Here is a 13,098-nt window from a genome sequence, read left to right as displayed (position 1 = left end):
AAAAAGTTTCGTAATAGAAATTTGATTTTATTTAAGTTAACATCAAAAAAATAATAGTTAAATGGAATATATAATTAAATTTATAATTTGTATGAAAAAAATTTTTGATAAAGACATTATTAGAAGTATTTCAATAAATAAAACTATAAATATAAAATTTTTCTAGAATAGAAGAGATTAAGGGAGGAAAAAGACGATAAAAACCTCTCTAATTCCATGTAAATAAATGGTAGAATATAAAATATAAGGAAGGGATGAGTTTGATGTTATATGATATTTCTGGAACACTGAGTAGAAAGACAAAGATAATAGTATTGATGATAATAGATATCTGTATAATAGTTGCATCATATTTATTTAGCTTTTTTATAACACATATTTACTATTATAATAAGTTAACTTTTAAGCCAATACTAAAAATACTACCAGTAATAACTATTACATATATAGCTGTACTTTGGATACTTAATATGTATAGGAGTATATGGAGCAAAGCTGGTGTATACGAAGGTGTTAAGTCAGTAATAGCTTGTCTAATATCTGGAGCATTAATTTTAGTAGTAACGAGTGGATTTACTAATTTAATTCCAAGAGAACTTAATTTTATAGCTGGGACATTTATAGTGATATTCTGTACAACAACTAGATTTTCTATACATCTAATTAAAACTTTTACTACTTATGCAATATCATTATTAAGTAGTGGTAAAGAGAATGTGCTTATTATAGGTGCTGGGGTGTGTTCATCAATTCTTATAGATGAGATAAGAAGAGAAAAAGCAAATGAATACAATATTATAGGAATAATAGATGATAGTGTAAACAAAAAGAATACTTATTTAAATGGAATTAAGATATTAGGTAATAGAAATGATATTTTAAAAATAGTTGAAGAAAAAAATATAGATTTAATATTATTTGCTATATCAAAGATACGAAATGATGAAAAGAAAAAAATTATAGATATATGCCAATTAACTAATGCAAGGATAAAGGTTATTCCAGGAATATATGAATTATTAGACAAGGATATTTCAATGAGAGCGATGAGAGATGTTAATCTTAAGGATTTACTTGGAAGAGATGAGGTTAACTTAGATAAAGAAGGCATAAGCGAATATATAGAAGGAAAAACAATATTAGTAACTGGAGGAGGCGGGTCTATAGGGTCTGAACTTTGTAGACAAATTGCAAATTATAATCCAAAGCTGCTACTTATTCTTGATATTTATGAAAACAATGCATATGATCTTCAAAATGAATTAACTATGAAGATGCCATATTTAAATAAAAAGGTAATTATAGCATCAGTAAGAGATAAAGGTAGATTATCACAAATATTTAATAGCTATAAACCAGATATAGTATTTCATGCAGCAGCACATAAACACGTACCACTTATGGAAGATAATCCAACAGAGGCAATAAAAAATAATGTTATAGGTACGTTAAATGTAGCAAAGTGTGCAAGCAAATATAATGCTAAAAAGTTTGTATTAATATCAACAGATAAAGCGGTAAATCCAACAAATGTTATGGGAGCAACAAAAAGATTATGTGAAATGATAATACAAGCTATAGATAAAGAAAGTAAAACAGAATACGTAGCAGTTAGATTTGGTAACGTATTAGGAAGTAATGGTTCGGTAATTCCATTGTTTCAAAGGCAAATTAAAGAGGGTGGACCAGTTACATTAACACATATGAATATTACAAGATATTTCATGCTTATACCAGAGGCAGCTCAGCTAGTTATGCAAGCTGGAGCATATGCTAAAGGCGGAGAAATATTCGTTCTGGATATGGGGGAACCAGTAAGAATATATGATTTAGCTAAAAATCTAATAAGATTATCAGGATTAAAGCTGAATAAAGATATAGAAATAAAGGTAACAGGTTTAAGGTCAGGAGAAAAACTTTATGAAGAATTACTGATGAATAATGATAACCTAAAAAAAACATCACATAAAAAGATTTTTATAGATAAACCAGAAAAATTTGATTTAAAGGAATTAGTTTCTAAGATAGATGAATTGGTATTTGTAGCAAAAACTGAAGATAGGGAAAAATTAGTCTCTACTTTAAAAGAAATTGTACCAACATATACATCAGCAGAACATTACAATAAAAATAATAATGCTAATAAAGAGGTTGCTTTAGATTATCAGTAGGGGGTAATGAGTGTGGAATTAATAAAGGAAAAAGCTAAACCCAAAATTAATAAAAGAATATTTTTATCATCACCACATATTGGCAAATACGAAAAGAAATTTATAGATGAAGCATTTTTAACTAATTGGATAGCACCATTAGGAGCTAATGTTGAAGGATTTGAAAAAGAGCTTTCAGAGTATGTGGGAATAAGGGGAGGATTAGCGTTATCATCAGGAACAGCAGCACTTCATATGGCTGTAAAGTTATTAGGAGTTACAAAAGGAGATATTGTATTTTGTTCAAGCTTAACATTTGTGGCGAGTTGCAATCCAATAATGTATGAAGGAGCAGAGCCAGTGTTTATAGATTCAGAACCAGAAAGTTTAAATATGTCTCCTATAGCCTTAGAGAATGCGTTCAAATATTATGAGGAGTTAGGTAAATTACCAAAGGCTGTTATAGTAGTTCATCTTTATGGACAAAGTGCTGATATGGATCCAATAATGGAGATTTGTAATAGATATAATGTACCAATTATTGAAGATGCAGCAGAAAGCTTGGGAGCAACATATAAAGGTATTCAAACGGGGACAATTGGTAAATATGGAATATACTCATTTAATGGAAATAAGATAATTACTACTTCTGGTGGAGGAATGCTTGTATCAGATGATACTGATGGACTACTTAAGGCAAAGTTTTGGTCAACTCAAGCAAGAGATAAAGCAAGACATTATCAACATAGTGAGCTTGGATACAATTATAGAATGAGCAATGTTGTAGCAGGAATAGGAAGAGGACAACTAAGAGTTTTAGAAGACAGAATAAAGAAGAAAAAAGAAATATATGAGCTTTATAAAGATGGTTTTAGTGAAATAGAAGATATAAAAATGGCACCGATAAGAGATTATGGAGATTCAAATTACTGGTTAAGCGTTGTTATCTTAGATGAAGCTTCAAAGATAAAGCCAATTGACATAATCTTAGCTTTAGAGGAAGAAAATATAGAATCAAGACCAGTTTGGAAGCCAATTCATCTTCAGCCTTATTATGAAGAATACAGATTTTTTAAGCATAATGAAGATTTAGAAATAAGTGTTGCTGAAGATGTATTTAATAGAGGAATATGTTTGCCTTCAGATACAAAAATGACTATAGAAGAACAAGAATACGTAATAGAAATTATAAAAAATTTATTTAGAGAGATATAAGTTATGTTAATTAAAAGAGTATTTGATATTTTAGTCTCAATGTTGTTATTATTTTTTTTATGGCCTTTGATATTAATTATTTACTTATCAGTAAAAATTAGCTTAGGAAGTCCTGCATTCTTTCTTCAAGAAAGAGTAGGAAAAGATAATAAAGTATTTAAGATAATTAAATTTAGGACTATGAAGGATGCAAAAGATAAGTATGGAAATGACTTGCCAGATTTTGAAAGAGCGACAAGGTTAGGTTTATTTTTAAGAGCTACAAGCTTAGATGAACTTCCAGAATTAATAAATGTTATAAAGGGAGAAATGAGTTTAGTAGGACCAAGGCCACTTTTAACACAATACTTAGGTGTATATAACGAAGAACAAATAAGAAGACATGAAGTATTACCAGGTATTACAGGCTGGGCACAAATTAATGGAAGAAACTCGTTAACTTGGAATGAAAAGTTTGAGCTTGATGTTTGGTATGTAGATAATAGAACATTTTTATTAGATTTAAAGATACTATTCCTAACAGTATATAAGGTTTTAAAGAGAGATGGGATAAACCAAGGAGAAGGAGTAACGATGGAATATTTTAATGGAAGGAATTAGTTTGATTCGCAAGTAAAATATTTTTATTGCGGAAAAGATTAAAAGTATCTGTAGCAGATAAAAAGTTAACTTCATAGAGGTGAAGGATTTTATAACGCAAAGAGAAAGAATGGAATAGCTGTGTGGGGGAAAGGGTAATAACTTAACTTTATAAGGTTAATAGGGGAGTAAGTGAGATACTAAGGTTAGGGAGTGATATGAAGTGGATGATAAGTTGTTTGACTTTGAGGAAATGTTTTATTTATTTAAGAAAAAGTTTTGGATTGTTATTTTGATAACTATAATTACAACAAGTTTTGCAATATATAAGGTGTCTAAATATCAACCATCTTATAGCGCAAGAGCTAAGATTTTTATTGGCAAAAGTACTGAACTTATGAATTTTTACTCTCAACAGGAATTGGAGTATTATTCACAATTTGTGGACTTATTTAGTGAAGTAGCAAAGATTGATGGATTTTTAGATGAGGCATTTGAAAAAAATAATATAGATGTACCATCATCATCGATTGCTTCAAGATTAAGTTTTTCATCAAATTCTTCAAATGTACCTATTTATACAATTTCTTATTCAAGCTATACAGATAAAGACATGGCAAAAATATTAAATGTAGTTTGTGACGAAATGATAAAAAAGGTAAAAGAAATGATGCCTGAAACAGTTCCTTCTGTTCTTAGCAAGGCTACTGTATCAACTATATATCCTGATAAACGTAAATTACCAATAATGGCTTTTGGGGTAGGAATAGTACTATCAATAGGGTTAATTTTAGTAATAGATTATTTAGATGATAGATTAATATCTAAAAAACAGTTAGAGAAGGCATTACCTATACCAGTTATAGGAGAAATACCAACTCATGAAAAAACTTTTATTAAGGAGGATAAACATGTTAGTAGTAAACAAACTTCCAAGGTCGCTGTCAGCAGAGGCATATAAATCTTTAAGAACTAATATTAAGTATGCGTCTGTAGATAAAAAATTACAAACAATAGTAGTAACAAGTTCTCAACCAGGTGAAGGTAAATCAACAGTAGCAGGAAATTTAGCATATACATTAAGTAAAGATGGAGCAAGAGTGTTACTTATGGATTGTGATTTAAGAAAACCAACACTTCATAAAAAGTTAGATTTAATTAATGAAAAAGGAGTAACAGATTTTTTGGTTGATAAGTGTGATATTAAGCTTTCCATACATGAAGTTGAAGATAACCTTTTTGTAATGCCTTCAGGCTCAAGAGTTCCAAATCCATCGGAAATATTAGGTTCTAGAGCTATGGAAGAGTTCTTAAATGATTTAAAGAGAGCTTATGATTATATAATACTTGATACACCTCCAGTTATACCTGTAACTGATGGATTAATATTGGCAGGGAAAGCAGATGGAACAATATTAGTAGCAAGATCAAGAAAAACTCAAGAAAGAATATTAAAACAGAGCTATAGTGATCTTACAAATATTGGAGCTAATATTATAGGTTCAGTTTTAACTGATTTAGAAAATACAAGATATGATAAATATCATGAATATTATGGAACAGGAAGAATGGGATTTAGAAACAGAAAAAGAAAGTAAAAGTTTAATATTTATAAGTAAAGGGTTAGTGAAATGAAGAATTTAGTTATCATAGGAGCAGGAGGGGTCGGAAGAGAAGTTTCATTAATAGTTCAACAAATTAATGAGATAGAACCAACCTGGAATATGATTGGATTCATTGATGATAATGTGGACAATTGGGGAAAGGTCATAAATGGTTATTCAATAATTGGTGGAGTAGACTCTTTAGATTTCTTAACACAGGATCATTATGTAGTAATAGCTATAGCAAATTACGAAGCTAAAAAGAGAATAGTAAATAGGCTTAAAGGTAGATTTAAGTTTGCTACAATAATTCATCCTAAGGTTTGGATACATGATTTTATGACTTTAGGAGAAGGATCGATTGTTTATGAGGGAGTTATACTTACTGCAAATATTGAAATAGGAAAACATGTAATTATAAGTCCTAAATGTGGTATAGGTCATGATTCTATAGTTAAAGATTACGTTTCATTACTTTGGAATGTTAATATATCAGGTAATGACTTAATTGAAGAAGGAGTAATGATGGGATCAGGATCAACTGTTATTCAAGGTAAAACAATTGGACAAGGTTCAACAATAGGAGCAGGTGCTGTTGTTATTAACGATATTAGTAAATATAGTACAGCAGTTGGAGTGCCAGCAAAAGTAGTTAAGAGTTATTAGCTAAGAATTATTGTATATTTGCATAAATATAATAAAGGAAGGCATAGATAAGGAGAAAATAATCAAGAATTATTTTAATAAAATATAGATTAAGTTTAATAAGCAATAGTTATAGAGGTGAGGAATGTGAAAAAAGTATTATATATAACAACTATGAGTAGAACTATAAATGCATTTTTAGTTCCTCATATTGAGATGCTTTTAGAAAAAGGATATAAGGTTGACTGTGCTTGCTCAATAGATAGGCCTATAGATAAAAGGCTAATATCAAAAGGTGTTAGTATATTTGAAGTACCTTTTTCAAGAAATCCATTAGGAGTAGATAACTTAAAAGCTTTTAACAAATTAATAGATATACAAAAAATAAATAATTATGATATTGTACATGTTCATACACCAGTAGCAGCTACATATGGTAGATTACTTAGATTTAAATTTCCAAAATTAAAGACTATATATACGGCTCATGGATATCACTTTTTAAAAGGGGGATCAAAATTAGGATGGTTACTATATTATCCAATAGAAAAATTTATGGCAGCGTTAACTGATATAACAATAAATATAAATGAAGAGGATTATGAAATAACAAAAAGTAAACTTAAACCTGAAAGATGCTATTTAATGAATGGTGTAGGTTTAGATCTTAATAATTATAAAAAACTTAGTAATGAAAAAATAAATGAAAAGAAAAAGGAACTTGATTTAAAGGAATCTGACTTTATAGTGTTAATGATTGCAGAGCTTAATAAAAATAAAAACCATATTCAACTTATTAAAGCTATAGAATTATTAAAAGATAAATATGCAAATATAAAAGTTATTTTCGTAGGAGAAGGAAACAAGCTAGAAGAGTTAAAAGAAGAAGCCAATAGGTTAGGTCTAGAAAACAACTTTAAATTTTTAGGATTTAGAACTGATATTAATGAGCTTATAAATGTAGCTGATATAGGAGTTTTACTATCATATAGAGAAGGGCTGCCAAGGAGTTTAATGGAGTTTATGGCTTGTGGTAGAAAAGTTGTAGCTACCAATATAAGAGGATGTAGAGATATAGTTTGCAATGATAATGTTGGACAGGTTGTAGAAGTAGGAGATTATGAGGCTACAGCTAAGGCTATAGAGATATATTATTTATTAAATGATAAAAAATTTAAGGTACAAGAAGAGATTGATAAATACAACATTAAAAATATTACGAAAGAATTAAGTGATATTTATGAGGATATTAATAATGAAATATGTCTGGAAAGAGGATTTGCTTATCATATGAAAAATTTATTTTTCTAAGATTTTAAAGAATATAAGATACGTAAGAGGGGGCGAAGAGATGGATAGGGTGTTACATATTTTACCTATGAATAAGATGAGTGGTGCAGAAAGAATGGTTTTATTAATGTGTAAGAATTTAAAAAACTATGAACCAGTTGTAGTGTGTGGAGGAGAAACGTTAAAGAAAGTATTTGAAAAAAATAAAATAAAAAGCTATAGTGTAAGATTTTCTAATAAGAATATGATATCAGTTATAAGCTCATTAAAGAAAATCATCAGGGAAAATGATATAAAAATTGTGCATGCTCACGATAATAACGCATCATTAATAGTTTATCTAACAAAGAGAATATTTAAATTAAATATAAAGGTAGTGTCTCATATCCATAATTGTTATCCATTTTTAAAAGATGGTGGGTTAAATAAAAATATAGATAAGTTTATTAGGAATAAGTATGATTCAAATATTACTTGTGGGAAGATTGTAACTAAATTTTATAAAGAAAATGCTGATTATTTTAAGAGTGATAAGGTGCTTACGATATCAAATGCAATAGATGTAGATTATATAACGAATATAGACTATAAAAAATGTGATGAAGTAAGAGAAAAATATAATATTCCAAGTGATAAAAGGATATTAGGTTTTATAGGGAGACTTGATGAACAAAAAGGGTTAATTCCTTTTATAAATGAATTTTTAAAACATAAGGATAAGTTTAGTGATTCAAAAATATTAATAGTAGGAAACGGATCACAAGAGAAAGAGATAAAAGAATTATTAAATAGATTAGAATTAGAAGATTTATTTATATTAGTAGGTTTTCAAGATGATATTTATAACTTTTATCCAATTATAGATATTTTCTTTTTACCATCATTATATGAAGGATTACCTATGGTTTTATTAGAAGCAATGGCTTTTAAGAAAGCAGTAATTTCTATGAATGTAGGAAGTATAAATGAAGTTATTAATAATAATACAGGAATATTAGTTGCACCAGAAAAATATGATATATTCATAAATAAGCTAATATATTTAAAAGAAAATAATGATTTAATAAAAAGATTCGGAAATAATGCATACAAACTTATAAGTACTGAATTTAATATCAATAATTATATTAGAAAAGTTGAAGACAAATACTTCGAAATAAATAATATATAAGCTAAGGGGAAGTTTATGAAACCATTATTAACTATATTTACACCAACATATAATAGGAGAGAATTATTAACTAGATGTTATGAGAGCTTAAAGAGACAGACATCAAATAATTTTGAATGGTTAATAATTGATGATGGTTCTACAGATGATACAAAGGAATTTGTAGAAAAATGGATTAAAGAGAATAATAAATTTAAAATAAAGTATATATATCAAAAAAATCAAGGTATGCATGGAGCACATAATACTGCATATGAAAATATAGATACAGAATTAAATACTTGTATTGACTCAGATGACTATATGCCAGATGATGCGGTAGAAAAGATATGTGATTTTTGGATTCAAAATGGTTCTGATAAGTATGCAGGTATTGCAGCATTAGATGTTTTTGAAAATGGTCAAGTTATAGGCGTTAAATTTCCAGAGGGTATGAAGAAATCAACTCTGTTTGATATGTATAAGAAAAAAGGAATTAGGGGAGATAAAAAATTAATATATAGAAGTGAACTAACTAGAGATTTTCCATATCCAGTTTATGAAGGTGAAAAGTATGTTGGTTTAGATTATAAATATCATATGATAGATCAAAAGTATGAGCTGTTATTGATGAATGAAGTTGTTTGTATAGTAGAATATCAACAAGATGGATCATCTATGAATATGTTTAGACAATACTTAAGAAATCCAAGAGGATTTGCCTTTTACAGAATACAAAATATGAAAAATCCAAAAGGAAATCTAAAATACAAATTTAAAGAGAGTATACATTATGTATCTAGTAGTTTTATATCAAAAAATAAAAAATTTTTAAAGGACACACCTTGTAAGATTTTAACTATATGTGCAGTACCATTAGGAGTAATTTTATTTGTATATATAAAATATAAGACAGCAGAATTATAAAATAACACAAGAAAGAAGGTATAAGGTGTGGGACCGTTTTATACAGTATTATTTTTTAGCTATATTTTTGCTTTATTAGCTAGACTCGTATCAAACAAAATGAATAAACCATCAATATTTTATACGCTTATTGTTATAGCTATTTTAGCATTATTTTCAGGATTAAGGTGGGGGATAGGAGATACACCATTTTATGTTCATACCTATAATTTATTAGGTCCAGGATTTAATGCAGAGGGATATGAAAAAGGATTTCTGCTAATTATGCAGATATTAAAAAAGATATCCGCTAACCCACAATTTATGATATTTGTATTAGGAGTTGTTACTACTTCCTTGAATATATGGATAATGAGACAATATTCAGCTTGTTTTGAGTTATCAGTCTTTATGTATATAACATCAGGTTTTTATCTTGTTACAATGAATGGCCTTAGACAATGTTTAGCTGCAGCGTTTTTATTTACAGGTACTTACCTTATTATTAAGGGTAAATTTAAAGCATATTTGTTATTAGTATTACTTATGACAACTATACATAGTACTGCAATAGTTATGATTCCATTATATTTTATCGCAAGAATGGAACCATGGTCAAAAAGTATATATATAGTTTTAGGAGTATTTTTGATAGGTTTATTTTTCTACGAACCAATGATGCAAATATTATCGCAGGTCAATGATAAGGCTGCAGTATACTCAGAATCAACAGAAGGTGGAGCAAATATAGTTAGAGTAGCTGTATATATAGTACCAGTTATTTTTTCATATCTTAAAAGAGAAGAATTAAGTAAAGTATGGCCAGAGAGTAATATATTTGTAAATATATCATTAGTTAATTTAATGATAATGTTATTTTCTTTATATAATTGGATATTTGCAAGATTTAATATATATACACAAGTATATACTTTTGTTTTACTTCCTTATATTATAATTAAATGTTTGAATGGAAAAGAACGAAGATTAATATATTATGGATTGTTATCAGCATATTTTGTGTTTTTTATATTTGAATATAAGATAAGCATGAATATAGTTTATACAACAAATTTTAAACTATTTAATTTTATTTATTAATAGTATAAGTTATCTAAAGTTGAAGATGTAAAAAGTATTGAATAATAGAGATGTATATAACAATTATTAAAAGAAATTATTCTTAACTAAAAATAAAAATTTAGGTGGAAATTATGAGTAAAAGTAGAATATTACATGTTACAGGTGCTATGAATGTTGGTGGAACTGAAACTATGTTAATTAATTTATATAGAAAAGTTAATAATCAAATGATTTTTGATTTTATTTCTTATAGTGATAAAGAAGCTTATTATGATAAAGAAATAGAAAAACTAGGTGGAAAGGTAATTAGATTAAAGGCACCAAGTGAAAGAGGATTTTTAGGATCAATTAATGATATAAGAAAAGTGATAAAGGAAAATGGTCCCTATACTGCTGTTCATACTCATATGTTATTTAATTGTGGAATTGCTATGATTTCAGCTTATTTTTTAGGAGTTAAAATTAGAGTATCACATGCCCATACAACAGCAGATAATAGTACAAGTTTAATTAGAAAATTATATATTTCGGTAATGAGGTTATTAATTAGAATTTTTTCTACTAATTTTCTTGCTTGTAGTGATGCAGCAGGAAGATACCTTTTTGGCGATAACATAATTAATAATAAAAAGTACAAAATACTTCCTAATTATATAGATTACGAAAAGTTTATTAATTCCAATGATAAAAATAAGATTAGGTTAGAGACTGGAATTAAAGAAGATGATATAGTTATTGGTCATATAGGAAGATTCATAACTGCTAAAAATCATACTTTTTTAATTGATGTAGCTAATGAAATGATACAGAAAAATAGTAAAGTAAAGTTAATTCTAGTTGGAACAGGTAATTTGGAAAAACAAATAAAAGAGAAGGTAAAAAAACTCGGTATTGATAGTAATGTTTATTTTTTAGGTGTAAGAGATGATATACCATCTATCTTAAAAAGTATGAATCTATTTATACTTCCTTCAATTAGTGAAGGGTTAGGTTTAGTTTTATTAGAGGCTCAAGCTTCACAGATACCTTGTTTAGTATCAGAAGCTATTCAACCTGAAGTTGATTTAGGTGTTAATTTAATAAATAAAATAAACTTAAGTTGTGGAAAAGAAGAATGGGCAAGAAAAGCATTTGATATTATAGAAAAAAATAATAATAAAAGCATAAATATTGTAAATGCTGTAAAAGAAAAAAAATACGATTTAAATTCAATATTAGATAATTTAAAAGTAGTTTATAATTTGAACTTAAGCTAGGAGGAAAAATGAAAAAAATATTAATATCTTCCTTTGATATGGAGGTTGGTGGTGTAGAAAGAAGCTTAATAAGTATGTTGGATAACTTTGATTATGATAATTATGATGTAGATTTAATGCTGTATAGTCATACAGGAGAATTCATGGATTTGCTTACAGATAAAGTTAAGTTATTACCGGAGATTAAGAAATTAGCTTCTTTTAGAAAAGGAATAAATCAGATAATAAAAGAAGGAAATCTTTTTATTGGAGCATCAAGAATATTAGCAAAATTAAATGGATATATAAGAACTAAAATAAATAATAAAGAGATAGAAAGTGTTATTCAAATGCAATTGATGTGGAAATATTCATTGCCTCTTTTACCTAAATTGGATAAAGAGTATGATGTGGCAATTAGTTATTTATGGCCACATTATTTTATAGCTGAAAAGGTTAAGGCTAAAAGAAAAATAGCGTGGATTCATACAGATTATTCAACTATAGAAACAGATATTAAAGAAGATTTAAAGTTGTGGGATAAGTTTGATTATATCATGGCAGTTTCAGAGGAGTGTAAAAATGCTTTTCTTAAGAAATATCCAGCTTTGAATGAAAAGGTTAGAGTTATGGAAAATATAACTTCACCTGATTTTATAAAAAGAATGTCTGAAGAAGATATTATTGATGAAATTAAAAAGGATAATAGCTTTAATTTAGTATCAGTTGGAAGATTATCTTATGCAAAGGGTATAGACAATGCAGTCAGAGCACTAAAGATATTACATAGTAAAGGCCTAAGTAATATTAAATGGTATGTTGTAGGCTACGGTGGAGATGAAGCTATGATAAAATCTTTGATTAAGGAAAATAATCTTGAAGATAAGTTTATATTACTAGGAAAAAAAACTAATCCATATCCATATATGAAAGCATGTGATCTTTATGTGCAGCCATCAAGATACGAAGGTAAAGCAGTTACTGTTACAGAAGCTCAAATACTAGGAAAGCCTGTAATGATAACAAATTATACAACAGCAAAAAGCCAGGTGGATAATGAAGTAAATGGATATATAACAGAAATAGGTCCAAAGGGAATAGCTGATGGTATTGAGAAATTAACTAACAATAAGGTTTTATTAAAGCGTATAGAAGATAATTGTAAAAGTAGAGATTTTAGTAATATTGATGAATTAGAAAAATTATATAAACTATTTAGCTAAAATAAATGTAGTATTTTG

Annotated in this window: 12 protein-coding genes; all 12 read left to right on the top strand. The window is 27.6% G+C overall.

The window, feature by feature from the left end:
* The first annotated feature begins 254 nt into the window (after positions 1–254).
* The 12 genes from LQE93_RS14185 (at position 255) to LQE93_RS14130 (ending at position 13,080) form a co-directional block, all read left to right on the top strand.
* Positions 255–2,171 (top strand): polysaccharide biosynthesis protein, encoded by a 1,917-nt coding sequence (locus LQE93_RS14185; RefSeq protein WP_231074148.1) that lies wholly within the window; start codon positions 255–257, stop codon positions 2,169–2,171.
* A 12-nt stretch (positions 2,172–2,183) separates the two neighbouring features.
* On the top strand, positions 2,184–3,365 hold the full coding sequence (locus LQE93_RS14180) for a DegT/DnrJ/EryC1/StrS family aminotransferase (RefSeq protein WP_331000429.1): 1,182 nt from the start codon (positions 2,184–2,186) through the stop codon (positions 3,363–3,365).
* A 3-nt stretch (positions 3,366–3,368) separates the two neighbouring features.
* Positions 3,369–3,965, top strand: coding sequence for a sugar transferase (locus tag LQE93_RS14175; protein WP_231074147.1), 597 nt, complete (start codon positions 3,369–3,371; stop codon positions 3,963–3,965).
* Between the two features lie 202 nt (positions 3,966–4,167).
* Positions 4,168–4,905, top strand: a complete 738-nt coding sequence (locus tag LQE93_RS14170; protein ID WP_231074145.1) for a YveK family protein — start codon at positions 4,168–4,170, stop codon at positions 4,903–4,905.
* On the top strand, positions 4,856–5,542 hold the full coding sequence (locus tag LQE93_RS14165; RefSeq protein WP_231074143.1) for a CpsD/CapB family tyrosine-protein kinase: 687 nt from the start codon (positions 4,856–4,858) through the stop codon (positions 5,540–5,542). Before LQE93_RS14170 ends, LQE93_RS14165 begins: the two co-directional genes overlap by 50 nt.
* Positions 5,543–5,575: 33 nt before the next feature.
* On the top strand, positions 5,576–6,214 hold the full coding sequence (locus tag LQE93_RS14160; protein ID WP_231074141.1) for an acetyltransferase: 639 nt from the start codon (positions 5,576–5,578) through the stop codon (positions 6,212–6,214).
* A 126-nt stretch (positions 6,215–6,340) separates the two neighbouring features.
* Positions 6,341–7,504, top strand: a complete 1,164-nt coding sequence (locus tag LQE93_RS16910) for a glycosyltransferase family 4 protein (RefSeq protein ID WP_231074139.1) — start codon at positions 6,341–6,343, stop codon at positions 7,502–7,504.
* A gap of 40 nt (positions 7,505–7,544) precedes the next feature.
* Positions 7,545–8,654 (top strand): glycosyltransferase, encoded by a 1,110-nt coding sequence (locus LQE93_RS14150; RefSeq protein ID WP_231074138.1) that lies wholly within the window; start codon positions 7,545–7,547, stop codon positions 8,652–8,654.
* A 15-nt stretch (positions 8,655–8,669) separates the two neighbouring features.
* The gene (locus LQE93_RS14145) at positions 8,670–9,560 is read left to right on the top strand and encodes a glycosyltransferase family 2 protein (protein ID WP_231074137.1); all 891 of its coding nucleotides are present in this window, start codon (positions 8,670–8,672) and stop codon (positions 9,558–9,560) included.
* Between the two features lie 27 nt (positions 9,561–9,587).
* The gene (locus LQE93_RS14140) at positions 9,588–10,640 is read left to right on the top strand and encodes an EpsG family protein (protein ID WP_231074136.1); all 1,053 of its coding nucleotides are present in this window, start codon (positions 9,588–9,590) and stop codon (positions 10,638–10,640) included.
* A gap of 113 nt (positions 10,641–10,753) precedes the next feature.
* On the top strand, positions 10,754–11,878 hold the full coding sequence (locus LQE93_RS14135) for a glycosyltransferase family 1 protein (protein WP_231074134.1): 1,125 nt from the start codon (positions 10,754–10,756) through the stop codon (positions 11,876–11,878).
* Between the two features lie 8 nt (positions 11,879–11,886).
* Positions 11,887–13,080 carry a glycosyltransferase gene (locus tag LQE93_RS14130; RefSeq protein WP_231074133.1) on the top strand — a complete coding sequence of 398 codons (1,194 nt, stop codon included), beginning with the start codon at positions 11,887–11,889 and terminating at the stop codon, positions 13,078–13,080.
* The last annotated feature ends 18 nt before the right edge of the window (positions 13,081–13,098 follow it).

The organism is Clostridium sp. NSJ-145 (genome assembly GCF_021044725.1).
Lineage (GTDB): Bacteria > Bacillota > Clostridia > Clostridiales > Clostridiaceae > Clostridium > Clostridium disporicum_B.
The sequence above is the reverse complement of the archived record's forward strand: the minus strand, read 5'-3'. Positions and strand labels throughout refer to the sequence as shown.

Coding starts and splice junctions, on each gene's coding strand:
- LQE93_RS14185 (WP_231074148.1), top strand. CDS start 255: ATGAGTTTGATGTTATATGATATTTCTGGAACACTGAGTAGAAAGACA.
- LQE93_RS14145 (WP_231074137.1), top strand. CDS start 8,670: ATGAAACCATTATTAACTATATTTACACCAACATATAATAGGAGAGAA.
- LQE93_RS14150 (WP_231074138.1), top strand. CDS start 7,545: ATGGATAGGGTGTTACATATTTTACCTATGAATAAGATGAGTGGTGCA.
- LQE93_RS14175 (WP_231074147.1), top strand. CDS start 3,369: ATGTTAATTAAAAGAGTATTTGATATTTTAGTCTCAATGTTGTTATTA.
- LQE93_RS14165 (WP_231074143.1), top strand. CDS start 4,856: ATGTTAGTAGTAAACAAACTTCCAAGGTCGCTGTCAGCAGAGGCATAT.
- LQE93_RS14160 (WP_231074141.1), top strand. CDS start 5,576: ATGAAGAATTTAGTTATCATAGGAGCAGGAGGGGTCGGAAGAGAAGTT.
- LQE93_RS14130 (WP_231074133.1), top strand. CDS start 11,887: ATGAAAAAAATATTAATATCTTCCTTTGATATGGAGGTTGGTGGTGTA.
- LQE93_RS14135 (WP_231074134.1), top strand. CDS start 10,754: ATGAGTAAAAGTAGAATATTACATGTTACAGGTGCTATGAATGTTGGT.